This is a genomic window from Fontisubflavum oceani, from assembly GCF_030407165.1.
GTDB lineage: Bacteria > Pseudomonadota > Alphaproteobacteria > Rhodobacterales > Rhodobacteraceae > Rhodophyticola > Rhodophyticola oceani.
This window is the reverse complement of the sequence record NZ_CP129111.1, coordinates 1,849,990-1,873,962: the sequence shown is the minus strand read 5'-3', so window position 1 is coordinate 1,873,962 and position 23,973 is coordinate 1,849,990. Positions and strand designations below refer to the sequence as shown.

Below are 23,973 nucleotides of genomic sequence, written 5' to 3'. Positions count from 1 at the left end.
CTTAGTCGGCAAACGGGTCCGTCACCAGGATCGTGTCGTCACGTTCCGGCGAGGTGGAGAGTAGCGCCACCGGGCATTGGATCAACTCTTCGATCCGGCGGACATATTTCACCGCCTCTCCCGGCAGATCGGCCCAGGACCGCGCCCCGGCGGTGGAGTCCGACCACCCCTTCATCGTTTCATAGATCGGTGTGACACGGGCCTGCTGTTCGGCAGCGGTGGGCAGGTAGTCGAGGCGCTCACCGTCCAGTTCATAGCCGGTGCAAATCTTCAACTCGTCAAACCCGTCAAGCACATCCAACTTGGTCAGCGAGATCCCATTGACCCCCGATGTCGCGCAGGTCTGGCGCACAAGCACCGCGTCGAACCAGCCGCAGCGGCGTTTGCGCCCCGTCGTCGTGCCAAACTCATGGCCGCGCTCACCCAGACGTTGGCCATCGGCATCATCTAATTCGGTCGGAAACGGGCCTTCGCCGACGCGGGTCGTGTAGGCTTTGACAATCCCGAGCACGAAATCGATTGAGCCGGGACCCATGCCGACGCCGGTTGCGGCCTGCCCCGCAATCACATTGGACGAGGTGACAAACGGATACGTGCCGAAATCAATATCGAGCAGAGCGCCTTGCGCGCCTTCAAAGAGAATCCGTTTGCCGGCCCGCCGCGCCTCGTTCAGCACTTTCCACACCGGGGCGGCATAGGGCAGAATCTGCCGCGCAACTTCCCGGAGTGCCGCCAACAAGGCGTCGCGATCCACGGGTTCGAGACCAAGACCCCGGCGCAAGGCGTCGTGATGCACCAGCGCGCGATCGACCCGCAATTCCAATGTCGCCTCATCGGCCAAATCGGCAACCCGGACGGAACGACGGCCAACTTTGTCCTCATAGGCCGGGCCAATGCCCCGTCCCGTCGTGCCGATTTTGGCGACGGAGTTCTGGTTCTCGCGGGCGCGATCCAGCTCGCCATGGATCGGCAGGATCAGGGGCGTGTTTTCCGCGATCATCAAGGTTTCGGGCGTGATATCAACGCCTTGGGCGCGGATGGTCTCGATCTCCTTGATCAAATGCCAAGGATCCAACACGACACCATTGCCGATGACCGACAGCTTGCCGCCCCGCACCACGCCGGAGGGTAACGCGTGCAGCTTATAAACCTCGCCCTCGATCACCAATGTATGACCGGCGTTGTGACCACCTTGGAAGCGCGCGATTACATCCGCCCGCTCGCTCAGCCAGTCAACAATCTTGCCTTTGCCCTCGTCACCCCATTGCGCGCCGACAACCACCACATTGGCCATGTGCCCAGACCCCTTTTCGGTAAAGCGTTTCGCGAAAACCCGTGCCCGTATAGCGATGCTGGCCGGGGGGCGAAACCGGTTTGTTGCCACTGCCTGCGCATGATCTTGATAATGAAATAGTCTCGCCAAAAAATGATTGCGCAAACAGGGGCTTTTCAGCTTAAGGTTGTGTGATCCGCCCTTGCGGCGGCCTGTCGCATCTCATAAGTAAGCATCGATCAAAAATCAGGCAGAACCCCGCCCATGGAAAACATTATCCTCGTCATCCACCTGATCCTCGCGATTTGCTTGATAGGGGTGGTGCTGCTGCAACGCTCGGAAGGCGGCGGCTTGGGGATCGGCGGCGGCGGCGGCGGTGTGATGACCGGGCGCCAGGCGGCAACCGCGCTTGGGAAACTGACCTGGGCCTTTGCCATCGCGTTTTTGGCCACCTCGATCACACTTACGATCATCGCAGCGCAGAATTCGGCGTCTGACTCAGTTCTGGACCGGTTGGGCATTGAAGCGGGTGAAGGTGATGATGGCGGCCTGCTGCCACCGGCCTCGACCTCGAACTTGCCGGCGGGTGAGGCTCTTCTGCCGCCCAGCACAGGGGATGCACCTGCCTTGCCACCTCGTGCAGACGAGTAAATCTGGGGCGTTCAGCCCGTTATCCAACATCATCTAGCGTGCGCCTTGCTCTTGGCGCCCGAATCCTGTTACTCTTAAATCCCGTGATAATCGGATTCGGAACCACCCCAATTTAGGCGGTTGGTAGGTTCCTCACGGGGAGTTTTGGCGGCAAATGGCACGATTTATTTTCATCACCGGCGGTGTTGTGTCCTCGCTTGGCAAAGGCTTGGCCTCGGCGGCTTTGGGCGCGCTGTTGCAGGCGCGCGGCTATACCGTGCGGTTGCGCAAGCTCGACCCCTATCTCAATGTCGATCCCGGCACGATGAGCCCGTTTGAACATGGTGAGGTCTTCGTCACCGATGACGGGGCCGAGACCGATCTGGACCTCGGCCATTACGAGCGGTTCACCGGCGTAGCCGCGCGCAACACCGATTCTGTCAGCTCGGGCCGGATCTATTCCAACGTGCTCGAGAAGGAACGCCGCGGTGATTATCTGGGCAAAACCATCCAGGTGATTCCCCATGTGACCAACGAGATCAAAGATTTCATCTCGATTGGCGAGGATGAGGTCGATTTCATGCTCGCGAAATCGGCGGCACGGTCGGCGATATCGAAGGTCTGCCGTTTTTCGAAGCGATCCGGCAATTCGGCCAAGACAAGCCGCGCGGACAGTGCATTTTCATGCATCTGACACTTCTGCCCTACATCAAAGCCTCGGGTGAGTTGAAAACCAAGCCGACGCAGCACAGCGTGAAAGAGATGCGCTCCATCGGTCTGGCGCCTGATATTCTCGTCTGCCGCTCCGAAGGGCCGATCCCAGAGAAAGAGCGCGAGAAGCTGGCGCTGTTCTGCAATGTGCGGCCTGACAGCGTGATCGCCGCGCAGGATCTCAATTCGATTTACGAAGCGCCGCTGGCCTATCATCGCGAGGGGATGGATCAGGCCGTCCTGGACGCGTTCGGCATCGCGCCCGCGCCGAAACCAAATCTCAGCATCTGGGAAGATGTCGCCGACCGGGTGCACAACCCCGAGGGCGAAGTCCGCGTGGCGATTGTCGGCAAATACATCCAGCTTGAAGATGCTTACAAATCCATCGCAGAGGCGCTCACCCATGGCGGCATGGCCAATCGGGTGAAGGTGAAAGCCGAATGGATTGATGCCGAGATTTTCGAGCGTGAAGACGCCGCCCCCTATCTCGAAGGTTTCCACGCCATTCTTGTCCCCGGCGGGTTTGGCGAGCGCGGGACGGAAGGCAAAATCAAAGCTGCCGAGTTCGCGCGGACCCGTGGCGTGCCCTATCTGGGCATCTGCCTGGGCATGCAGATGGCGGTGATCGAAGCGGCCCGGAACCTGGCCGATCTGGACGACGCGGGTTCGGAGGAGTTCGATCATGAGGCGGGCAAGAAACGCTTCACGCCCGTGGTCTATCACCTGAAAGAATGGGTTCAGGGCAACCACAAGGTCGAGCGCAAAGTCACCGATGACAAAGGCGGCACCATGCGGCTCGGCGCCTATGACGCGGTGCTGAAAGACGGCTCGAAAGTCGCGGAAGCCTATGGCGGCACGACGATCGAGGAACGCCACCGGCATCGCTATGAGGTCGACATCAAATATCGCGAACAGCTTGAAGCGCAGGGGCTGATCTTCTCAGGCATGTCGCCTGATGGCCGCTTGCCCGAAATCGTCGAAGTGAAAGATCACCCTTGGTTCATTGGGGTTCAGTTCCATCCCGAGCTAAAATCAAAACCCTTCGAACCTCACCCCCTATTCCGTGATTTCGTCCGCGCGGCGAAAGACAACTCACGCCTGGTGTGACAGAAATGCCACGGATTTGCGGCGCCTCTCCGGCGCCGCGGCTCTGATTGAACCGTCTTCTCCACACAGCCGACCGATGCCCGAGACCTGGCATTGGGCCGGGCCAGAACTGGAGAAGACACAGATGAACACGATCCTGAAAACCACCCTCGCCGCCGCAACCCTGGCTGTCGGCCTGGCGGGCGCCGCCGCCGCCCAAGACGCCACGCAATGGAATGGCTTCTATGGCGGTCTGCAATTCGACATCGCCAGCCCCGAACTGGACGGCACGCCCACCCAGGTTGGCACCGGCCACGGCGGCACGGCCTTTGTGGGCTACAACCACGCGATCGACCAAAACTGGGTCGTCGGCGGGGAGTTGAGCTTTGGTCGCCAAAGCGGCATGGAAGCCGGCTCGAACGAGCTGATCATCGAAAACGCCGTCCACCTGCGCGGCCGCGCGGGCTACAACGTTGGCAATACGCTGCTTTACGGCAGCCTGGGCTACATGACCGCCGATTTCAACGGCGGCGGCCCGGACATCTCCGGCGACGGCATGACCTTCGGCTTGGGCGCAGAAACCATGATCACGGATCGCGTCTCGGCCCGGATCGAGTTCACCCGCTCGGACATGGATCTTGAAGGCTCGCCTGTCTCGATCCAGGGCAACACGCTGTCCCTGGGCCTGGCCATGCATTTCTAAGGCCGGGGATCATCCCAAACGGCGGGGCGTCCAATTGGGCGCCCCGCCTGCTTTTGGACCTGACATGTTTCAACCCAAAACGCTGGCGATCCGCCCTATGACCAGACCCGGCCAAACCCTTCGCGCCACACCCCCTCGTCCGTGATTTCGTCCTCACGGCAAAAGACGACACACGGCGAATGTGACCAAAATGTCACGCATTTGACCCTCCGGACGATGATCTTTCGGAGGCTTTGAACCCCCTCTCCTGGTCGTCCGACCGACATCTGAGACCTAGCAATTCTGCCGGGCTTGGAAATGGAGAGAATTGTTATGACCAAATCTTTGAAAACCCTCGTTGCCACCGCTGCGATGTCCCTCGCCTTGACGGGGGCCGCTTCGGCGCAAGACGCGCTGCAATGGCAAGGCTTCTATGCCGGTGCGCAAGTGAACTCGATCAGCCCTGATCTCGAAGGTGCCCCAATCGGCTTCGGAAGCGGCGAAAGCATTGGCGCCTTTGGCGGGTACAACCACGCGCTTGCCGACAATTTCGTGGTCGGCGGTGAGTTGAGCTTCAATGGCAGCTCCAGCCATACAGTTGTTCCTGGTACGGATCTCTCACTCGACAACCTGATGACTGTGCGGGCACGCGGCGGTTATGCGGTCGGCAGCGCGCTCTTTTATGGCTCCGTCGGCTATGCAACCACGGACGCCTCGATCACCGGCGTGCCGTTCACCTTGGATGCGAGCGGCACGATCTTTGGCCTGGGTGTGGAAGCGATGCTGACGGAAAACCTCTCGGCGCGGATCGAATATAACCGCGCCAATATGGACCTGTCGGGCGGCCCGCTCCCCCTGGCCTCGAAGTCAACGCCGACGCCGTGACCATGGGCCTAGCCTATCACTTCTGAAGCGACCGATCAGCAAAAGGGGTGCCCGAACGGCACCCCTTCTTTGCATAGGGCGCGCAAATCACGCCCCGTGCACCTTCAATCCACCAAGGATTAAGGCAATGACATTTAAGACATTTATTGCGGCGGCAAGCTTGATCACCGGTTTCACCGGGCAAGCGCTTGCTCAAGACACTGCCGACACCTGGCAAGGATTTTATGGCGGCCTACAGTTCAGCACGGTCGATCCAAATTCCGATACGCCCGTCGATCCTGCAAGCGGCCCCGGCTTTGGCATCTTCGGCGGCTACAACCATGCGCTCGGCGGCAACTGGGTCATCGGTGGCGAGCTTGGATTTGCCAGCACCACCGATCACGGCATTCCGGCAGGCACCTTCTCAATCGAGAACGCGATCACCGCACGCGGCCGCGTCGGATATGCATTGGACGATCTGCTGCTATACGGCAGCCTCGGCTATCTAAGCGCCGATGCAACTGCCAGTGGCTCCGCGGCCACCTTGGACATCGAGGGCCCGGTTTTCGGCCTGGGCGCCGAAGCGATGCTTTCGGAAACCGTCTCGGCCCGTGTGGAATATCTGCGCGGCACTCTCGATCTGACGGGGCCTGGGACGGATATCGATGTCACGACTGACACCATTGCGATTGGTTTGGCGTTCCATTTTTAAGCCGATAGAGGCCGATCTGGACGAGGGCCCCGATACCGGGGCCCTTTTGCTTGCCATTGCCGCGCCCAAAGCCAATTCTCTGGCCGATGAAACAGGCTGGAGCCAGATATGTTGCCGTTTTCGACCTATGACGTGTTTACCGAGACCGCTTTCGCCGGGAATCCTCTGGCGATTGTCGAAGCGGCGGACGGGTTGAGCACGGCGCAGATGCAGACCATCGCTCGGGAGTTCAATCTCAGCGAGACGATTTTCGTGCAAACGCCCGATGACCCGGCCCATACCGCCAAAGTCCGGATTTTCTTCCCCACGGCAGAAATCCCTTTTGCGGGTCATCCGACCATTGGCTGCGCGATCCACCTGGCCACCGATGCGCACCCATCCGGCGATTTCGAGACCGAGATCACGTTGGAAGAAGTCGCGGGCCTGGTGCCGGTTATCGTTGTGCGGAGTGGCGACCGGGTCACGGCGGAGTTCACCGCGCCGAAACTGCCCGTGCCCCATCCTGGTCAGGCCGATCCCGCGCTTCTGGCGCGCGCCCTTGATCTGCCAGAAGCCGCGATTGGCCCCCATACCCCTGGCATCTGGCAAGGTGGCCCCGCGTTTCTGTATGCGCCACTGCACGATCTGGAGGCTTTGGCGCGTGCAAGACCGATCGAGCCGTATTGGTCCGAGATGATGGACGCGGCACATGTGGATAGCGCCTATCTCTACACCGCCGAAGGCCCCGGCTATCGTGCGCGCATGTTCTCACCCACCGCTGGCATCGGTGAGGACCCGGCCACCGGCTCGGCCAGTGCCCTCCTCGCGGGGCAGCTTTTGGCCAATGGCGTGCTGACCGAAGGCACAAACACCATCCCTCTTGCCCAAGGGGTCGAGATGGGACGGCCCAGCAGGATCGGGTTGAGCGTCGATGTGGCGGAGAATGCCGTGACAGCGATCCGCATCGCAGGCAGTGCGGTTCCGATCTCCAGCGGTCAAATCAGGCAGGCGTAGGCGACCCGCTCGGCAAGGGGGGTTTTCGTCGCCAATACCGCGGCCTATATCTGTCGCCCATGTTCGGAGATTTCCTCAAACGCCTCACCGCGCCCGACCCCGCGCCGCTCTCAGACCCCGATGCGCGGCTGGCCTTGGCCGCGCTCTTGGTCCGGCTGGCCAAAACCGATGGCGATTATGCCGAAGCCGAGATCGACCGGATCGACCGGCTTTTGACAACGCGATATGGCCTCACGCCGTTTGAAACGGCGAAGTTACGCGGCGACGCTGAAATCCTCGAATCCGAGGCCCCCGACACGGTCCGCTTCACCCGCGCAATCAAGGATGTTGTGGCCTATGAGGATCGCGAGCAGGTGGTCGAAAGCCTGTGGGAGATCGTCTTGGCCGATGGCGTGCGGGATGATCACGAAAACGCACTGATGCGGATGGTGGCGCCGATGCTGGGCGTGAATGACCGCGACAGCAATCTGGCACGGCAACGGGTCGAGGCCCGCCGCGGATGATCGCGGCCCTGCCGATGTATGATCGGCCCGAGATCGGCGGCGCAACGGATCGGCTTTGGGAGGCGATCCGCGATGCGCTTAGGGCGCGTGGCCTGGATGCCCCTGACGCACTGACCCGTGATCAGGAGATCTGGGAGATTTGGCAAAGCCCAGACCTGATCCTGGCGCAGACCTGCGGTCTGCCCTATCGCGCCCGGCTCGCGCCGCATGTGACGTTGGTGGCAACCCCGGATTTTGGCCTGCCCGGTTGTCCCCCCGGCTATTACAACAGCGTGATTGTGGCGCGGTCCAAGACGCCCGGCGCAAAGCCGGCGGTCAATGAGGGTTTGAGCCAATCGGGCTGGGCTGCCTTGACCAATTGGGCCGCAGAGACCGGCATGGCCTTGGACACACCCGTTATGACCGGCGGCCATGAAGCCTCGGCCAAGGCCGTGGCTGAGGGCCGCGCGGATTTGGCCGCGATCGATGCGCAAACCTGGCGTCTCTTGACCCGTTCCACACCTTGGACCGCCAATCTGATCGAGATCATGCGCACGCCGCCCACCCCCGCCCTACCACTGATCACGGCGGGTGATCAGGACCCAGTTCCAATCCGTGCCGGCCTCGAGGACGCCATGACGGCGCTCGGCCCAGAAGACCGGACCGCGCTCGACCTCAAGGGCTTCACGATCATTCCAAAGGCAGAGTATCTGACGCAACCGATCCCGCCCGCGCCCTAGGCAAATGCCGCTTTTTCGGGCAAATCGGCCCCCTTACCCTTGGGTCACCCGGCATTAATCCGTTGCAATTGCCTCGATTCTGGGGACAAATCCAAAAAAATAACAGGGAAGCTGCCAACACGTGACCTCCGCCACCCCACCGGTGATCGAAATCACCGGTCTGCATAAGAGTTATGGATCGCTGCATGTTTTGCGCGGCGTGGACTTGCGGGCAAATGCCGGCGATGTGGTCTCTCTGATCGGCTCTTCGGGGTCCGGGAAATCGACGCTTCTGCGCTGCGCGAACCTTTTGGAAGAAAGCCAAGAGGGCGAGATCAAATTCGAGGGGGAGGCCGTGCATTGGCGTGGCACAGGTCCCAATCGCCATCCGGCGGATACCGCGCAAGTCACCCGCATCCGCACAAATCTCAGCATGGTGTTTCAGCAGTTCAACCTCTGGTCACATATGTCGATTTTGCAAAACGTTATGGAAGCCCCCGTCACCGTTTTGGGCGAAGACAAAGACGAGGTTGAGGCCCGGGCCCGGATGTTGCTCGACAAGGTCGGGATCGGCGCAAAATGCGACGCCTGGCCCGCGCAGCTTTCCGGCGGGCAGCAACAACGCGCCGCCATCGCTCGTGCACTTTGCATGCAGCCCCGGGCGCTTTTGTTTGACGAACCGACCTCGGCGCTCGACCCCGAGCTTGAGCAGGAGGTGGTGAAAGTCATCAAAGACCTCGCCGCCGAGGGCCGCACAATGATATTGGTCACCCATGATATGCGGCTGGCCCGCGATGTCTCAGACCATGTTATCTTTCTGCATGAGGGCCAAATCGAAGAAGAAGGCCCGCCCGAGCAGCTTTTCGGCGCGCCGAAATCCGCGCGTCTTCAGCAATTCCTCAGCCACGGCCAAGCCGCCTGAGGCGATACCAACCAGGGAGTAAACCAATGAAAACACTTGTTCTTTCCGCAACCATTCTGGCGATGACCGCCGGTGGCGCACTGGCCCAAGACGTGGTCCGCATGGGCACCGAGGGCGCTTACCCTCCGTATAACTTCATCAATGATGATGGTGAGATCGACGGCTTTGAGCGCGCTGTTGGCGATGAGCTTTGCGCGCGCGCCGAACTGACCTGCGAATGGGTCACCAATGAATGGGACTCGATCATTCCGAACCTGACCTCGGGCAATTACGACACCATCATCGCCGGGATGAGCATCACGGCCGAGCGGGATGAAGTGATCGACTTCACGCAGAACTACTTCCCGCCCGCCTCGTCGCTCTTCATGGGGATGGACGAAGATGTCGATCTGACCTCCGTCGTGGTCGCGGCGCAGACCAACACGATCCAGGCCGGCTACATCGCGGAAAGCGGCGCGACCTTGCTGGAATTCGCGACTCCGGATGAAACCGTCGCCGCCGTCCGCAATGGCGAGGCCGACGCGGTTTTCGCCGATGGTGACTTCCTCTTGCCGATCGCCGCCGAAGATGCGGACCTGATGATCATCGGCGATCCGGTGCAATTGGGCGGTGGCATTGGCCTGGGCCTGCGCGAAACCGACACCGAATTGCGGGAGACCCTCAACGTCGCGATTCAATCGATGAAAGACGATGGTTCGCTGAACGCGTTGATCATCGAATGGTTCGGCGAAGACGCCGAAACCTTCTAATCACAGATCGGGCGTCCCTGTTCGGGGACGCCCGTTTTGCATCCTCCGGGCGGGTTTCGCCCTGACGCCGAGGCGCAATGTTCGAATTCTGCGAAGACCCCAGCACATTGGAGACCTTCCGCTGGTTTTCCTGCTACCTCACCAATGGGGTGCATTTTCGGTTCTACCAAAGCTTTCTGACGGTTCTGTTTCTGCTCGCCGTAACGGCGCCTGTGGCCCTGTCCTTCGGGTTTCTGGGCGCGATGGCCTCCCGGTCTCATATCCCGCCGCTCAGATGGCTGGGCAAAATCTACACGGCCATGGTGCGCGGCGTGCCGGATATCGCCTTCTTCCTGTTCTTCGTGATCGCGCTCGACCAGGGTCTCGAATGGCTAAAGCATCAGGCGGTCTGCCCCGACTGGACCGATCCGATCCGCCAAGGCGCGAATTTCCTGGTTTGCGATGCCGCAAAAATCCCGCAAAACGCCTCGCCGCAATGGGTTCATGAGGCCTATAACTTCGCGATTGCGGTCTTCACCTTTTCCATCGTGTTCGGGGCCTTCGCCGCGAATGTGCTCTTTGGCGCCATGCGCGCCGTCCCGAGAGCGCAGCTTGAGACGGCCGAAGCCTATGGCATGTCGCGGCGGCAGACCTTCTGGCGCATTCTGGTGCCGCAAATGTGGATTTACGCGCTGCCCGGTCTCTCCAATCTCTGGATGATCCTGATTAAGGCCACGCCGCTCTTGTTCCTGCTCGGTGTCGAAGACATCGTCTATTGGGCCCGTGAATTGGGCGGGTCTCGCACCTCCGCCTTTCAATACCCGCATGGTGACTGGCGGCTGTGGTATTTCCTCGGGCTTTTGGTGTTCTATCTCGCCATGACCCGCGTATCGGAGATCGTCCTGGGCCGTCTCACGACGCGCCTGTCGCGCGGACAGGCCACGATGGCTGGCGAAGATCAGCGGAAGGTCGCGGCATGAGTTGTTGGCAAACCATTCAGGATTACGGGTTGCGCAGCCTCGGCTATGGCGAGCGGCTCTTGCCCCGGGGCGACATCACGCTCTGCGAACAGTTCACCCTGATCGCCTCTGGCATGATCTGGAATGTCTATTTCGGTGCCTTGGCCCTGGCCTCGGGGTTCTTTCTGGCCGTCGCCCTCGCCGTGGCCAAAAACAGCCGCCCGAGGCTGATCCGCAAACCGGCGGAATGGTTCATCTTCGTCTTCCGGGGCTCACCGCTCTTCATTCAGTTCTTCTTGGCCTATGAAACCTTCGTGCTCCTGCCCCGGGTTGGCGTCGAGTTCGAGCTGTTCGGCGTGGTGGTCGAGGCCGAGACCCGCTGGCTTGCGCGGGCGTGGCTTGGCGCGCTGATCGTCCTTTTCCTCAACACCTCCGCCTATGCCGCCGAGATTTTCTATGGCGCGCTCCGCTCGGTGCCCAAGGGCGATCTGGAAGCGGCGGATGCCTATGGCCTGACCGGCTGGAAACGCTTCCGCCGGGTTGTGTTCCCAACCACAATGCGCCTGGCCTGGCCGTCTTACACCAATGAGGCGATCTTCCTCTTCCACGCCACGACACTGGTCTACTTCTCCGGCTTCCCCGCCTTCCAGCAAAAGGGCGACGCGCTTTATTATGCGCAGTATTTTGCGGATCGGACGTTCAACCCGTTCATCCCCTACCCGATCGTGGCGGGGTATTTCGTGATCCTGACGCTGTGCATCATCTTGCTCTTCGGGGCGATTAACCGGCGTCTGAACCGTCATCTGCCGGTGGAAAACCGCACGCGGATGCGGTTCCGCCCCAATCTGATCCGATGAGCACTCTGCCCGACGGCACCCAGTCCCTGCGCGTGGCCGCAGCCGATCTAAACGGTCAGGCGCGCGGCAAACGCATGCCGGTTTCGGCGGTTGAGAAGCTGGATCAGGCGGGCACGCGCTTTCCGTTCTCGATCCTCAATCTCGACATTTGGGGAGAAGATATCGAGGACAGCCCCTTGGTCTTCGAAGCCGGCGATCCCGATGGCCTCCTCCTGCCAACCGGGCGCGGCCCGGTGCCGATGCCCTGGCTTGACACACCCACCGCCTTGATCCCGATTTGGATGTTTGACGACAGCGGTGCGCCGTATTTAGGCGATCCGCGCCAGGCCTTGGCGCAGGTGCTGGAGCGCTACGCCGCGCGTGGCCTGACCCCGTGGTTGCCACCGAATTGGAGTTCTATTTGGTCGATGACAGCGGCCCGACCCTCCGCGCGCCGGAGAGTCCTCGGTCGGGGAAACGGCGGCATCAAGCGGATGTGTTGTCAGTCCGCGAACTCGATGCGTTCGACGGGTTTTTCACCGACCTTTATGCCGGATGCGCCGCGATGGGCATCCCCGCCGACACCGCGATCTCAGAGGCCGGGCCGGGACAGTTCGAGATCAATCTGATGCATCAAGCGGACGCGTTGAAAGCCGCCGACGACACCTGGCTCTTCAAGCTTCTGGCGCAGGGTCTGGCGCGGAAACAGGGCTTCGCCGCCAGTTTCATGGCCAAGCCCTATCCCGATCACTCCGGCAATGGGCTGCACAGTCACTTTTCGATCCTCAACGCCGCCGGGCGAAACATCTTCGATGATGGCACTGCCGAGGGCGCGCCCATGCTGCATCATGCCGTCGCTGGATGCCTATCGGCGATGGCGGGCGCGATGTTGATCTTTGCGCCGCATCACTCGAGCTATGACCGTTTCACGCCGGGTGCCCATGCTCCGATTGCCGCCGCTTGGGGGTATGAAAACCGCACGACGGCGCTGCGCATCCCCGGCGGTGCCCCCGCTGCGCGGCGGATCGAACATCGCGTCGCGGGTGGCGACATTAACCCCTACCTATTCCTCGCGGCCATTCTCGGCGCCGCACTTAACGGGATCGAAGACGGTGTTGCACCTGCCGCCCCGATCAGCGGCAACGCCTATGATCTGGTGCCACCCAACCTGCCCACACACTGGCCCGAGGCCATCGACAGTTTTGCCAGCGCGCCCGAGATCGCCCGGATCTTCGCGCCGGAGCTGATCGACGCCTTCACCCGCACCAAACGCCAAGAGCTCCGCAAAACCGCCGATCTCGACGCCGAAACGCTGACCGCGCTCTATCTCGACACGGTGTGACGCCCCTTGCCGCGCCGCGCCCGCGCGCGTAGCTTTTGGCCACCTATCGTAAAGAGCACGCATATGATCATCGGCATTCTGCAAACCGGCCACGCGCCTGACGAACTCCAGCCTAGCCATGGCGATTTTGAACATATGTTCCAACGGCTTCTGAGCGGGCATGGATTCGAATTCAGAGTCTTCGATGTGGTCGATATGGATTTCCCCGACGGACCCCAAGCCGCCGATGCCTGGCTCGTCACCGGCTCGAAACATGGCGCTTACGAAGATCATCCCTTCATCCCACCGCTGGAAAACCTGATCCGCGCCATTCGCGACGCCGATCAACCGATGGTGGGCATCTGTTTCGGCCATCAGATCATCGCGCAAGCTCTTGGCGGTACGGTGGAGAAATTCGCGGGCGGCTGGTCGGTCGGGCGGCAGGCCTATGAGGTGGACGGCACAACCGTGCATCTGAACGCCTGGCATCAAGATCAGGTCGTCGATCTGCCAAAAGGCGCCGAAGTTCGCGGCAGTTCCGATTTCTGCGCCAATGCGGTTTTGGCCTATGGCGATAAGATTTTGACCGTGCAGCCGCATCCGGAATTCGACGCAGGCGCCATTGCGGGGCTGATCGCCACCCGTGGCAAAGGCATCGTGCCCGAGCCGCTGCTCGACGGCGCGCGGGCCGGCCTGGACCAACCGGTCGATACGCAAGCTTTGACCACGTTGCTGGTCTCGGTGCTCACCAAGGCGCGGGTCGATGCGTGACTTCCTAGAAAAACTGCCCGAGACCGCGCAGCACTATCTTGCAGGCCGGGTGCTGGACGAGGTGGAATGCATCGTCTCGGACCTTGCGGGCGTCGCGCGCGGCAAGGCCATGCCTGGCGCGAAATTCGCCAAGCAAAGCCATTTCTACCTGCCGAATTCGATCTTTTTCCAAACAATTACAGGCGACTGGATCGATACGGTGCCGGGCGGCTATACCGAACCGGACATGGTGCTGACGCCCGACTTCGACACCGCCACGCCTGCGCCGTGGACCGCCGATTGGACGCTGCAGGTCATCCACAATATCGACGACCAAGAGGGGCAGCCGGTCCCCTTTGCGCCCCGCAATGTGCTGAAACGGGTTGTTGCGCTCTATAACGCGAAGGGCTGGCAGCCGGTTGTGGCGCCAGAGATGGAGTTTTTCCTGGTCGCGCCCAATACCGACCCGGGCCAAGCGATCAAGCCGCCCATGGGCCGCTCGGGCCGCCCCGCCGCCGCACGGCAGGCCTATTCCATGTCGGCGGTCGATGAATACGGGCCGGTGATCGACGACATCTATGACTTTGCCGAAGCGCAGGGCCTTGAGATCGATGGCATTCTGCAAGAGGGCGGCGCGGGGCAGATCGAGTTGAACCTGCGCCATGGCGATCCGGTCCGCCTGGCCGATGAGATTTTCTTTTTCAAACGGCTGATCCGTGAAGCCGCGCTGCGCCACAATTGCTATGCCACCTTCATGGCGAAACCGATCGAGGGCGAGCCGGGCAGCGCGATGCATATCCACCATTCGATTGTGGAGACCAAGAGCGGCGCCAATATCTTCTCAGCCCGTGACGGTGCAGAGACGCCCGCATTTGGACAGTTCATTGCCGGGATGCAGCGGCACCTGCCCTCCGTCATCGCTCTGCTTGCACCCTATGTGAACAGCTATCGGCGCTATGTGCCGGATTTCGCCGCCCCGATTAACCTGGAATGGGGCCATGACAACCGCACCACCGGCATCCGCATCCCGATTTCTGACCCCGGCGCGCGGCGGGTTGAAAACCGGCTGCCGGGCATGGATTGCAACCCCTATCTGGGCATCGCCGCCTCGCTGGCCTGTGGCTATCTGGGCCTTGTCGAGGGGCAACCGCCCCGCCCGGAATGTCAGGGCGATGCGTATGACGCCGATGATGCGATCCCCCGCGGTCTTCATGCCGCGCTCGAATTGTTCGAGGCAAACACGGCAATGGCCGACGTCCTGCATCCAGAGTTTTGCCGCGTCTACGCTGCGGTGAAAGCCTTGGAATACAAAGAGTTTCCAAGTGATCAGCCCGTGGGAACGGGAGCATCTGCTCTTGAACGTGTGAGCCTCATGAACCTGCTCTACGCCAATGATCGCGCCGGGCAGTATCCGCGAAGCTGGTATGCCGCGACGACCCCGCCGCTTGCGCCTTTTCCGGCGCTGAAGGGCGAAACGCGCGCGGATGTCTGCGTGGTGGGCGGTGGCTATACCGGCATTTCTACCGCGCTGCATCTGGCGCGGGCCGGGCGAAAGGTGGTCCTGCTGGAAGCCCATCGCGTGGGGTTTGGTGCGTCAGGGCGAAATGGTGGGCAAGTCTTGGGCGGTCAACGGCTGGACCAGATCGCGTTGGAGCGCATGGTCGGCACTGATGACGCCGCGAAGCTCTGGCAGCTGGCGCTGGCATCCGTTCAGATCGTCCGCGATTTGGTGGCAGAAGGCGAGATCGATTGCGATCTGCAACCGGGTGCGCTGCATACCGATTGGTGGGACGATGAGGCCGCCGAAACCCGCGCCTATGCAGAGCATCTGGCAGAGCGCTACGACTATACTGAACTAGAAATCCTCGACCGCGCCGCGCTTGGGCAAGTGCTTCACACGGATGTCTATGCTGGCGGCCTGCTCGACCATGGCTCGGCCCATTTGAACCCGCTCGCCTATGCTTTGGGCCTGGCCCGGATGACGGCGGCGGTGGATGTCACGATTCATGAAACCAGCCGGGTCCATCGCGCCGCCCCCGGCTTGGTGACCACCGATAAAGGACGGGTGATCGCGGATCAGGTAGTCTTAGCCTGCAACGGCTATCTCGGGCGGCTGCAAGGGCAAACCGCGGCCCGCGTCATGCCGATCAACAATTTCATCGTCGCGACCGAGCCGCTGCCCGAAGGGGCTGCACTGCACAAACGGGTCTGCGTCGCGGACAGCAAATTCGTGGTGAATTACTATCGCACCACACCCGACAACCGCCTACTCTTCGGCGGCGGCGAAACCTATGGCTATCGCTTCCCGCTCGACATCGCCGCTCTGGTCCGCAAGCCGCTGGCGCAGACCTTCCCGCATCTGTCCGATGTCAATATCACCCATGCCTGGGGCGGTACGCTGGCGATCACAATGAACCGAATGCCGGTCTTTGCCGCGCCCGAGCCGGGCCTTTGGACGGCCTCTGGCTATTCCGGCCACGGCGTGGCCATGGCGACCTTGGCGGGCAAAATGATTGCCGATGCGATCCAAGGCGATAGCGCCAGTTTCGACCTGATGGCGCGCGTGCCATCGCCGCGCTTTCCCGGCGGCACCGCGCTCAGATGGCCGCTTTTGGCCATGGCGATGCGCTGGTTCGCCTTGCGGGACAAACTGGGCATCTAATCCCCGAAAACCTGACTCCGGATTGCACAGGACTCTGGTCTTCAATCTCGTTACGATGTAAAGTTTTCTGAAATGAGAGTTTTCAAAAAGGTGAAATGATGGCCCTCGCCCCCAACGTGTATGACGCCGAACCGATCCCCGAGGCCGCCCGCGCCGAGATCGACCGGTTGCTGCAATCTGGTGACCTGTTCCGCTACACTGCCGCCTCCGATGCGCCGGTGACCCTACTGGAGCAGGAATTTGCCGCCTTGATGGGCACGAAATACGCCCTGGCGGTGTCCTCCTGCTCGGCCGCGCTGTTCCTGTCGCTTTGCGCGCTGGACCTGCCGCGCGACGCAAAAGTGCTGATCCCGGCCTTCACCTTTGCCGCTGTCCCGTCTTCGGTCGTGCATGCCAATTGCCAACCGGTCCTGGTGGAAGTCGGCGAGAATTACCGCATCGATATGGCGGATTTTGAGGCCAAACTGCCCGAGGCCAGCGCTGTCATCATCTCGCATATGCGTGGCCACACCTCGGATATGGACGCCATCATGGCGCTTTGCGATGCCGCAGGCATTCCGGTGATCGAGGATGCCGCCCATTCGCTTGGCACCGTTTGGGGCGGGCGTAAGGTCGGCACGATCGGGCGTGTCGGCTGTTTCAGCTTTCAATCCTACAAGCTGGTGAATGCTGGCGAAGGTGGGATCATGATCACCGATGATGCCGATCTGATTGCCCGCGCGGTGATCATGTCGGGCGCCTATGAGCATAACTGGAAAAAACACGACGTTCTGCAAGAGGCCTTCGCGCGCTGGCAAAACGAGCTGCCACTTTACAATCTGCGGATGCAGAACCTCTCCGCCGCGGTGATCCGCCCGCAATTGCCCGAAGTGGCGCGGCGCGTGCGGGACGGTCGATCAAACCACGATTATGTTGCCGCCGCGTTGAACAGCTCGCCCTGGCTGCAGGTGCCGGATGCCCTGCCCCAGGAAGAACGCGCGCCGGATTCGATCCAGTTCAATCTTGAGGGTGTCGCAAACGATGCCGACGCCCGGGCCTTTGCGGAGGCTGCGGCTGCGCGGGGCGTGAAGGTTCAGGTTTTCGGCCTCTCGACCGACAATGCGCGCGCGTTCTGGAACTGGCGCTTCATTCCCGGCGAGACGCCTGACCTACCACAGACCCGCGCCATGTTGATGCGGGCCTGCGACGTGCGGCTGCCCGCCCGGCTGAAACAAGCGGAGCTGGATGTGATCATCGACGCGCTTCTTGGCGCCGCCGAAGACGTGATGAGCGAAACCCGCGCCTACGGCACCTGAGGCGCCCAATGCGTCAGGGCCATTGCCTCTGCGGGTCGGTCCGGTTTCAGATCGACCCGGAACAGGTTCGCTGGCGTGGCCATTGTCATTGCGAAAGTTGCCGCCGAAACTGCGCGGCGCCTTTCACCACCTTCTTCGGTGTTGAGGATACTGGTTGGCGCTGGACTGGCGATCCGCCGTCTTCTTACGCCCATAGCAGCCATTCGGAGCGGCTATTCTGCGCAAAATGCGGCACCCCGATGGCCTATCGATCAACACGCCACCCGGGCGAGATGCATTTCTACGCCGCGACCCTCGAAGACAGTTCAGATTTCCGGCCTGATTGGCATTTTCATTGGTCGGAACACGTGCCTTGGATTGCCCTTTCCGACGATCTGCCACGCAAGGATTGAAGGCCCGCGCCACCCCGGATAGCGTGGCGGCGTTGCAACTCCTCGAAGGCCCCTCGCGATGATTGATCACGCCCCGAATTCCTGGGAAGCGCGCGCCGCGCAATACTCGCTTTACGGCTTTACCGATCTCCCCTCGGTCGCCGAACGCGGCACGGTGGTGCTGACCCATGGGCAAGGCCCATATGTGTTTGATACCAATGGCAAACGCTATCTCGACAGCAATTCCGGCCTTTGGAACATGGTCGCAGGCTTCGATCACAAAGGGTTGGCCGAGGCCGCCAAGGCGCAATATGACCGTTTCCCCGGCTATCACGCGTTTTTTGGCCGGATGTCGGACCAGACCGTGGAACTGTCGGAGACCCTGGTAAACGTGTCCCCCTTCGCGCGGGGCAAGGTGTTCTACACCAATTCCGGGTCCGAGGCGAATGACACCATGGTCAAGATGCTGTGGTTTCTGAACCGTGCCGAGGGGCGGCCAGAGGCGCGAAAGATCCTGACCCGCTGGAATGGCTATCATGGGGTGACAATCGCGGCGTCTTCCATGACGGGCAAACCCTACAACGAGGTCTTTGGCCTGCCGCTTGAGGGATTCCTCCACCTGACCTGCCCGCATTATTGGCGGGAGGGGAAGCCGGGCGAGAGCGAGGCGGCGTTCACCGCCGGCATGGCCGCCGAGTTGGAGGAGGTCATCGAGCGCGAGGGGGCCGACACAATCGCCGGGTTTTTCGCCGAACCCGTGATGGGCGCGGGCGGCGTCATCCCGCCCTCAGCGGGGTATTTCCAGGCGATCCAGCCGGTGCTGAAACGCCATGGCATCCCGCTGATCGCCGACGAGGTGATTTGCGGCTTTGGGCGCACGGGCGAGGCCTGGGGGTCCGTGACCTATGATTTCATACCTGATGCGATCATCAGTTCGAAAAACCTCACCGCCGGATATTTTCCGATGGGCGCGGTGATCTTGGGGCCGGACCTGACCGACCGGCTGCAAGCGGCCATTGATGAGATCGAAGAATTCCCGCACGGTTTTACCGCCTCGGGTCACCCGGTCGGCTGTGCCGTGGCCTTGAAAGCAATTGAGGTGATCCTGAACGAGGGCCTGATGGATCAAGTCCGCGCGGGTGCGCCGCGGATGCAGGCTGGGCTGGCGGAGATCGCGAAACATCCCAATATCGGTGAGTTGCGTGGCATCGGCTATATGTGGGCCCTGGAAGCCGTCCGGGACCGCGCAACAAAAACACCGTTCGAGGGGCATCTTTCGGTCAGCGAACGCATCGCCAATACCTGCACCGATCATGGGCTGATCTGTCGGCCGCTCGGACAATCGGTGGTACTCTGCCCGCCGTTTATCCTGACGAACGATCAAATGGATGAGATGTTCGAGAAGCTAAATGCGGCGCTAACCCAGGTCTTTGCCGAGCTGGGCTAGGTCGGCCCGCGCAATCAAAGCTTCGACAGTTTCGCCTGCAGTTCCGCCAACTGCTTCTTGATCTCGTCCAATTCTTCCTCGGGCGCCGCGTCGCTTTCCTCGTCTTCATCTGTGGTTGGGCCGCTCCACTGGTTCCCCAAACCTCCGGTCATCGCTTTGAAAAACGCCTCTTGCTGCGCGCGCATCGCCTCGAACCCGGGCATCTTGGCCATTGGGTTCATCGCGGCCATGTTCTCGACCATCTTCGACTGACCATCCTTCAACATCTCAAAAGACATCGCCAGAAAGTCGGGCACCACACTCTGGGTTTGCGATTGATAGCTCCGGACCAGATCGGTCAACACACCCAGCGGCAAGACATTCTCGCCCCGGCTTTCATGTTCGGCAATGATTTGAAGCAGATACTGTCGGGTCAACTCGTCCCCGGACTTTAGATCCACGATCTTTACCTCGCGGCCATCGCGGATGAATCCGGCGATATCTTCCAGCGTCACATAGTCCGATGTCTCGGTATTATAGAGGCGCCGACTGGCATAGCGCTTGATCAAAAGCGGTTCCGCGTCTTTTGCCATGACCAAAATTCCTTCCCTGCGGTGCAGCAAAGGAAAGCCTACGCGCTTGCAGCGAAAATGCAATCATTCTCGGCGCATGCACGAAAACGCGAAAGGGCGGGCCACGGACGGACCCACCCTTTCTAAGTCACGCCAATGGGGAGGACATCGGCATGATGCGTTTAAAGCAGTCGCTTACTTAGCGGTCGCTTTTTTCGCGGCAGTCGTCACCTCGGAGGTGGCTTTTTTGACAGCGGCAGTTGCTTCTTCGGAAGCTTCTTTGCCAGCAGCCATCATCAGCTCGACAGTTTCCATCTGCACTTTTTTCGCAACTTCAGCGAAAGCGGCCATGTTTTCAGCAGCCATTTCCGCCTGAGCCGACGCGAAATCGGTCAGCGATTTGGTGTAGTCGGTGGGCTCGTCTTTGACAGCGGCCACGTCGCCCATTTTGGCGATGGTGTCTTTGGTCCATTTGGACGAAATCTCGGTGGATTTCTCAGCGGCTTCCAGAGCCACTTTCGACATTTTCTCGCCAACTGCGGCGGAGGTTTTGAACGCGTCGTTCATGGCGGACATGTCCATCGGATATGCGGACATCATTTCGCTCATGTATTTGGTGAAGTCGTTGGTCTTGGCCATTGGTCTCTCTCCTAATCATCCCCGGGGGCTGGGGCGCTTTGCTGCGGATGCAAAATATATAGATGCTGCAGCGCGGCATTGCAAGCTTTTTCTGCACCGCAGCATCGGAGAGGGTTACGTAAGGAAAATCAGTCGCTTGTGCGTTCCAACACGTAGGTTCCAGGCGCGGGCGCCAAAACATCATAGCCCGACTCACCTGGGATTCGGGCCGCAATCTGCGCGCCTGACCGCTTCTTCAACCAGGCCTCCCACCGGGGCCACCACGAGCCTTCGTTATAGCTTGCGGCTTCCTGCCAGGCCTCCGCTGTGCCTTTGACCTCGGGGTTGGTGTAGTGGCCGTATTTCTTTTTCGACGGCGGATTGACGATCCCGGCGATATGGCCGGATTCCGAAAGGATGAATGTCTTGTCCTTCGATCCCATCTGCGTCACGCCTCGGAAACTGTCTTTCCAGGCCGCGATGTGATCGGTCTCGCAGGCAATCGCACAAATCGGCACGGTGACATCCGACAGCTCCAGGGTTTCGCCCAGCATCTGATAGCCACCTTGGGCCATCGCATTGCCCTGACAAAGCCCGCGCAGATATTCCACCGCCATACGCCCTGGCAGATTGGTCGAATCCCCATTCCAATAAAGCAGGTCAAACGCCGGAGGCGCCTCGCCCATCATATAGCTGCGCACAGCCGGGCCATAGACCAGATCATTGGCGCGCAGAAAGCTGAAGGTCTTGGACATGTAATAGCTGTCCAAAATGCCTTCATCCGCAACCTGCCGTTCGATCGCATCGACAAAATCATCGTCGAGAAAGACCGTGAATTCCCCCTGCTCGGAGAAATCCGACAGCATGGTGAAGAAGGTCGCGGATTTGATCGATTTATCGCCGCGTTTCTTCAACAGCGCCAAGGTGAGGCTCAAGGTCGTCCCGGCGATGCAATAGCCGATGGTGTTGACCTGCTTCTCGCCGGTGATCTCTTTGGCCACCCGGATCGCTTCGAGATAACCCTCTTCGACATAAGTCTCCATGCCCACATCGGCATAGCTCGCATCGGGGTTCTTCCAACTCACCACAAACAGCGTATAGCCCTGATCGACGATCCAGCGGATCAGGCTGTTCTGTTCCTTCAGGTCCATGATGTAGAATTTGTTGATCCAGGGCGGGAAAATCACCAGCGGCGTCTTATGCACCTTCTCGGTGGTTGGCGCATATTGGATCAGCTCCATCATCCGATTGCGGAATACCACCGATCCCTCTGCCGTGCCGATATTCTCCCCAACCTTGAACGCATTGGGATCGGCCAGTGTGGGCAGCACCTCGCCATGGTGGCTTTCGATATCGCGGACCAGGTTTTCCAGCCCATCCACAAGGCTCTGCCCCTCGGTTTCCACCGCGCGTTCCAACGCATCGGGGTTGGTGGCCAAGTAATTGGTCGGCGAGAACAGATCGATGATCTGTTTCGAGAAGAACTCGACCCGCTGCTTGTCTTTCGCGTCCAGCCCATCAAGCTCATGCACCGCCTCTTCGATCGCGGCTGACGAGATCAGATATTGCTGTTTGATGAAGTTGAAATAGGGGTGGGTCTTCCACATCGGGTTGGAAAACCGGCGGTCATCAGGCGTGTGATCTTCGGGCGCGGCCAAATGCCCTTTGGCCAGTTCCTGCTGCGCTTCCATGAAATGGGTCAGCGTCTGACCCCAGAACTGCACCTGCTGCTCCATCAGCTTGGCGGGATTGTTCAGCATGTCGTGCATATAGGCGGCGCCAGCCTTCAAATAGAGGTCTTGCCCCGGCCCTTGCAGACCCGCATCGCCCGGTTCGCGCGCACTGATCGCGGCGACCATACGCTTGCTCAATTCTTCCATTTTTTTGAGGTTCTCGTTCAGTCGATCAAGGTTCTCGCCCAACTGCCCTTCCTCCCCTTCTGTCTCGGACATTGCTTGCTTTTACCCCTCAAATGCTGCATTTGCATTCATAGCGTTGCCGCGGTGAGGGGGCAAAGCGACGAATAGACCCGGGGCCATAAGGTGCCGGGATATGCGACTCAGGAGAGCAGTATGAGATACCTTCTCACCTATGATTTTATGGAATCCGTGCGGGTAACGAACCAGTGGATGGGCTCGACCGCGCGCGCGATGTGCTCTTATCCGCAGCTTGGCATTCTCGCGAATCCCGCCATCCAGATGACCGCCGCCTGGGGCGAAGTCATGGAGCGCAGCTTCGCCCGCATGGTCGCCAAGCCCGACTGGGGCATCTATTCCATTCCCGGCGATGATGGGCGCGACCACTCGATCTCGATCGAAACGGTTGTCGAACGCCCGTTCGGCGATCTGATCCGCTTCGATGTGCAAGGCCGCGCGCCGACGGGCCGCAAGGTCTTGCTGGTTGCACCGATGTCTGGCCATTACGCGACCCTTCTGCGTTCTACCGTGCTCAGCCTCTTACCCGATTGTGACGTCTATATCACGGATTGGCACAATGCGCGTGACATTCCGGTCAGTGTCGGCAAATTCGACATCGAAGACTACACGCTTTACCTGGTTGATTTCCTGCGCGAAATGGGCGCCGATACCCATGTGATCGCGGTTTGTCAGCCCGCGCCTCTGGCGCTCGCCGCCACTGCCTATCTGGCAGAAGAAGACCCCAAGGCGCAGCCCCGCACGCTCACCTTGATCGGCGGCCCGGTCGATCCCGATGCAGCGGCAACCGATGTCACCGATTTCGGCAATCGCGTCACCATGGGGCAGCTTGAGCGCCATGTTCTGCAACGGGTCGGTTTCAAATATGCCGGCGCCGGGCGCATGGTCTATCCCGGCCTGCAGCAGCTTGCCAGCTTCATGGCGATGAACGCTGAAAAGCATACCAAAGCCTTCAGCAATCAGATCATGAAGGTCGCCAAAGGCGCGGCCTCGGACCATGACAAGCACAACAAGTTCTACGACGAATACCTCGCCGTGATGGACATGACAGCGGAGTTCTATCTCTCCACCGTCGAGCGGATCTTCAAAGGCCTTGAAATTGCGCAGAACCGCTTCACCGTCGCGGGCAAGCAGGTGGATATCGGCAAAATCACCACGGTCGCCGTGAAAACCGTCGAAGGCGGCAAAGACGACATTTCGGCACCGGGCCAATGTGTCGCCGCGCTGGATCTCTGCACCGGCCTGCCCGACAGCAAAAAGGCCAATTATATCGAGCCGAATGCGGGCCATTATGGTATCTTCGCGGGCAAAAGCTGGCGCAACAAAATCCGCCCGCTGGTGCTCGATTTCATCGACGCCAATTGCGATGTGCCAAAAGCGCCGGTCAAAGATGCGCAAAGCAAGGATATCGCCGCCGAATAGAGGAG

General features: G+C 60.5%; 21 protein-coding genes and 3 pseudogenes. 20 read left to right on the top strand and 4 right to left on the bottom strand.

What is annotated here, in order from left to right; all coding sequences use genetic code 11:
- Position 1 precedes the first annotated feature (1 nt).
- Positions 2-1,294: an adenylosuccinate synthase gene (locus QTA57_RS09710; RefSeq protein WP_290151251.1), complete on the bottom strand. Its 1,293-nt coding sequence runs from the start codon at positions 1,292-1,294 to the stop codon at positions 2-4.
- Between the two features lie 243 nt (positions 1,295-1,537).
- On the opposite strand from QTA57_RS09710, the gene secG reads away from it, so the two are divergent.
- The 19 genes and pseudogenes from secG to QTA57_RS09615 all read left to right on the top strand — a co-directional run bounded on the left by secG (position 1,538) and on the right by QTA57_RS09615 (position 19,443).
- Positions 1,538-1,924, top strand: coding sequence for a preprotein translocase subunit SecG (secG, locus tag QTA57_RS09705; RefSeq protein WP_145216367.1), 387 nt, complete (start codon positions 1,538-1,540; stop codon positions 1,922-1,924).
- A gap of 154 nt (positions 1,925-2,078) precedes the next feature.
- Positions 2,079-3,721, top strand: a pseudogene (locus QTA57_RS09700) (CTP synthase).
- 124 nt (positions 3,722-3,845) lie between these two features.
- A complete protein-coding gene (locus tag QTA57_RS09695; protein ID WP_290151250.1) occupies positions 3,846-4,403 on the top strand; it encodes a porin family protein in 558 nt (185 codons plus the stop codon).
- 312 nt (positions 4,404-4,715) lie between these two features.
- A complete protein-coding gene (locus QTA57_RS09690) occupies positions 4,716-5,267 on the top strand; it encodes a porin family protein (protein WP_290151248.1) in 552 nt (183 codons plus the stop codon).
- 127 nt (positions 5,268-5,394) lie between these two features.
- Positions 5,395-5,958 (top strand): porin family protein, encoded by a 564-nt coding sequence (locus tag QTA57_RS09685; RefSeq protein ID WP_290151247.1) that lies wholly within the window; start codon positions 5,395-5,397, stop codon positions 5,956-5,958.
- A 108-nt stretch (positions 5,959-6,066) separates the two neighbouring features.
- On the top strand, positions 6,067-6,951 hold the full coding sequence (locus tag QTA57_RS09680; RefSeq protein ID WP_290151246.1) for a PhzF family phenazine biosynthesis protein: 885 nt from the start codon (positions 6,067-6,069) through the stop codon (positions 6,949-6,951).
- Positions 6,952-7,010: 59 nt separating this feature from the next.
- On the top strand, positions 7,011-7,454 hold the full coding sequence (locus QTA57_RS09675) for a tellurite resistance TerB family protein (protein WP_290151245.1): 444 nt from the start codon (positions 7,011-7,013) through the stop codon (positions 7,452-7,454).
- Positions 7,451-8,173, top strand: a complete 723-nt coding sequence (locus QTA57_RS09670; RefSeq protein WP_290151243.1) for a phosphate/phosphite/phosphonate ABC transporter substrate-binding protein — start codon at positions 7,451-7,453, stop codon at positions 8,171-8,173. Before QTA57_RS09675 ends, QTA57_RS09670 begins: the two co-directional genes overlap by 4 nt.
- A 121-nt stretch (positions 8,174-8,294) precedes the next feature.
- Positions 8,295-9,074 carry an ABC transporter ATP-binding protein gene (locus QTA57_RS09665; protein ID WP_290151241.1) on the top strand — a complete coding sequence of 260 codons (780 nt, stop codon included), beginning with the start codon at positions 8,295-8,297 and terminating at the stop codon, positions 9,072-9,074.
- A 26-nt stretch (positions 9,075-9,100) separates the two neighbouring features.
- Positions 9,101-9,823 (top strand): transporter substrate-binding domain-containing protein, encoded by a 723-nt coding sequence (locus QTA57_RS09660; RefSeq protein ID WP_290151240.1) that lies wholly within the window; start codon positions 9,101-9,103, stop codon positions 9,821-9,823.
- A 77-nt stretch (positions 9,824-9,900) separates the two neighbouring features.
- Complete coding sequence (locus QTA57_RS09655) at positions 9,901-10,782, top strand: ABC transporter permease (RefSeq protein WP_290151239.1); 882 nt, start codon at positions 9,901-9,903, stop codon at positions 10,780-10,782.
- Positions 10,779-11,618, top strand: a complete 840-nt coding sequence (locus tag QTA57_RS09650; protein WP_290151238.1) for an ABC transporter permease — start codon at positions 10,779-10,781, stop codon at positions 11,616-11,618. Before QTA57_RS09655 ends, QTA57_RS09650 begins: the two co-directional genes overlap by 4 nt.
- Positions 11,615-12,939, top strand: a pseudogene (locus tag QTA57_RS09645) (glutamine synthetase family protein). Before QTA57_RS09650 ends, QTA57_RS09645 begins: the two are co-directional and overlap by 4 nt.
- A 63-nt stretch (positions 12,940-13,002) precedes the next feature.
- A complete protein-coding gene (locus QTA57_RS09640) occupies positions 13,003-13,689 on the top strand; it encodes a type 1 glutamine amidotransferase (RefSeq protein WP_290151237.1) in 687 nt (228 codons plus the stop codon).
- Positions 13,682-15,035: pseudogene (locus tag QTA57_RS09635) on the top strand (glutamine synthetase family protein). Before QTA57_RS09640 ends, QTA57_RS09635 begins: the two are co-directional and overlap by 8 nt.
- 5 nt (positions 15,036-15,040) lie before the next feature.
- Positions 15,041-16,330 (top strand): NAD(P)/FAD-dependent oxidoreductase, encoded by a 1,290-nt coding sequence (locus QTA57_RS09630; protein WP_290154841.1) that lies wholly within the window; start codon positions 15,041-15,043, stop codon positions 16,328-16,330.
- A 98-nt stretch (positions 16,331-16,428) separates the two neighbouring features.
- Complete coding sequence (locus tag QTA57_RS09625; RefSeq protein WP_290151236.1) at positions 16,429-17,625, top strand: DegT/DnrJ/EryC1/StrS family aminotransferase; 1,197 nt, start codon at positions 16,429-16,431, stop codon at positions 17,623-17,625.
- An 8-nt stretch (positions 17,626-17,633) separates the two neighbouring features.
- A complete protein-coding gene (locus QTA57_RS09620) occupies positions 17,634-18,017 on the top strand; it encodes a GFA family protein (RefSeq protein ID WP_171561770.1) in 384 nt (127 codons plus the stop codon).
- Positions 18,018-18,075: 58 nt separating this feature from the next.
- On the top strand, positions 18,076-19,443 hold the full coding sequence (locus QTA57_RS09615) for an aminotransferase (protein WP_290151235.1): 1,368 nt from the start codon (positions 18,076-18,078) through the stop codon (positions 19,441-19,443).
- 14 nt (positions 19,444-19,457) lie between these two features.
- Here the strand turns inward: QTA57_RS09615 and phaR are convergent, their stop codons facing one another.
- The 3 genes from phaR to phaC all read right to left on the bottom strand — a co-directional run bounded on the left by phaR (position 19,458) and on the right by phaC (position 22,564).
- Complete coding sequence (gene phaR, locus QTA57_RS09610) at positions 19,458-20,015, bottom strand: polyhydroxyalkanoate synthesis repressor PhaR (protein WP_290151234.1); 558 nt, start codon at positions 20,013-20,015, stop codon at positions 19,458-19,460.
- A gap of 174 nt (positions 20,016-20,189) precedes the next feature.
- Positions 20,190-20,633, bottom strand: a complete 444-nt coding sequence (locus QTA57_RS09605) for a phasin family protein (protein ID WP_145216313.1) — start codon at positions 20,631-20,633, stop codon at positions 20,190-20,192.
- A 128-nt stretch (positions 20,634-20,761) separates the two neighbouring features.
- Positions 20,762-22,564, bottom strand: coding sequence for a class I poly(R)-hydroxyalkanoic acid synthase (phaC, locus tag QTA57_RS09600; protein ID WP_290151233.1), 1,803 nt, complete (start codon positions 22,562-22,564; stop codon positions 20,762-20,764).
- Between the two features lie 120 nt (positions 22,565-22,684).
- On the opposite strand from phaC, the gene phaZ reads away from it, so the two are divergent.
- Positions 22,685-23,968, top strand: a complete 1,284-nt coding sequence (gene phaZ, locus QTA57_RS09595; protein WP_145216307.1) for a polyhydroxyalkanoate depolymerase — start codon at positions 22,685-22,687, stop codon at positions 23,966-23,968.
- Positions 23,969-23,973 lie beyond the last annotated feature (5 nt).

Excerpts from the sequence above, each read along its gene's own strand:
- QTA57_RS09660 (WP_290151240.1), top strand. The coding sequence starts at position 9,101 with ATGAAAACACTTGTTCTTTCCGCAACCATTCTGGCGATGACCGCCGGT.
- phaR (WP_290151234.1), bottom strand. The coding sequence starts at position 20,015 with ATGGCAAAAGACGCGGAACCGCTTTTGATCAAGCGCTATGCCAGTCGG.
- QTA57_RS09695 (WP_290151250.1), top strand. The coding sequence starts at position 3,846 with ATGAACACGATCCTGAAAACCACCCTCGCCGCCGCAACCCTGGCTGTC.
- QTA57_RS09675 (WP_290151245.1), top strand. The coding sequence starts at position 7,011 with ATGTTCGGAGATTTCCTCAAACGCCTCACCGCGCCCGACCCCGCGCCG.
- QTA57_RS09655 (WP_290151239.1), top strand. The coding sequence starts at position 9,901 with ATGTTCGAATTCTGCGAAGACCCCAGCACATTGGAGACCTTCCGCTGG.
- QTA57_RS09670 (WP_290151243.1), top strand. The coding sequence starts at position 7,451 with ATGATCGCGGCCCTGCCGATGTATGATCGGCCCGAGATCGGCGGCGCA.
- QTA57_RS09640 (WP_290151237.1), top strand. The coding sequence starts at position 13,003 with ATGATCATCGGCATTCTGCAAACCGGCCACGCGCCTGACGAACTCCAG.
- QTA57_RS09615 (WP_290151235.1), top strand. The coding sequence starts at position 18,076 with ATGATTGATCACGCCCCGAATTCCTGGGAAGCGCGCGCCGCGCAATAC.
- QTA57_RS09620 (WP_171561770.1), top strand. The coding sequence starts at position 17,634 with ATGCGTCAGGGCCATTGCCTCTGCGGGTCGGTCCGGTTTCAGATCGAC.
- QTA57_RS09690 (WP_290151248.1), top strand. The coding sequence starts at position 4,716 with ATGACCAAATCTTTGAAAACCCTCGTTGCCACCGCTGCGATGTCCCTC.
- QTA57_RS09710 (WP_290151251.1), bottom strand. The coding sequence starts at position 1,294 with ATGGCCAATGTGGTGGTTGTCGGCGCGCAATGGGGTGACGAGGGCAAA.
- QTA57_RS09625 (WP_290151236.1), top strand. The coding sequence starts at position 16,429 with ATGGCCCTCGCCCCCAACGTGTATGACGCCGAACCGATCCCCGAGGCC.
- QTA57_RS09680 (WP_290151246.1), top strand. The coding sequence starts at position 6,067 with ATGTTGCCGTTTTCGACCTATGACGTGTTTACCGAGACCGCTTTCGCC.
- QTA57_RS09685 (WP_290151247.1), top strand. The coding sequence starts at position 5,395 with ATGACATTTAAGACATTTATTGCGGCGGCAAGCTTGATCACCGGTTTC.
- QTA57_RS09630 (WP_290154841.1), top strand. The coding sequence starts at position 15,041 with ATGAACCTGCTCTACGCCAATGATCGCGCCGGGCAGTATCCGCGAAGC.
- phaZ (WP_145216307.1), top strand. The coding sequence starts at position 22,685 with ATGAGATACCTTCTCACCTATGATTTTATGGAATCCGTGCGGGTAACG.
- QTA57_RS09605 (WP_145216313.1), bottom strand. The coding sequence starts at position 20,633 with ATGGCCAAGACCAACGACTTCACCAAATACATGAGCGAAATGATGTCC.
- phaC (WP_290151233.1), bottom strand. The coding sequence starts at position 22,564 with ATGTCCGAGACAGAAGGGGAGGAAGGGCAGTTGGGCGAGAACCTTGAT.
- secG (WP_145216367.1), top strand. The coding sequence starts at position 1,538 with ATGGAAAACATTATCCTCGTCATCCACCTGATCCTCGCGATTTGCTTG.
- QTA57_RS09650 (WP_290151238.1), top strand. The coding sequence starts at position 10,779 with ATGAGTTGTTGGCAAACCATTCAGGATTACGGGTTGCGCAGCCTCGGC.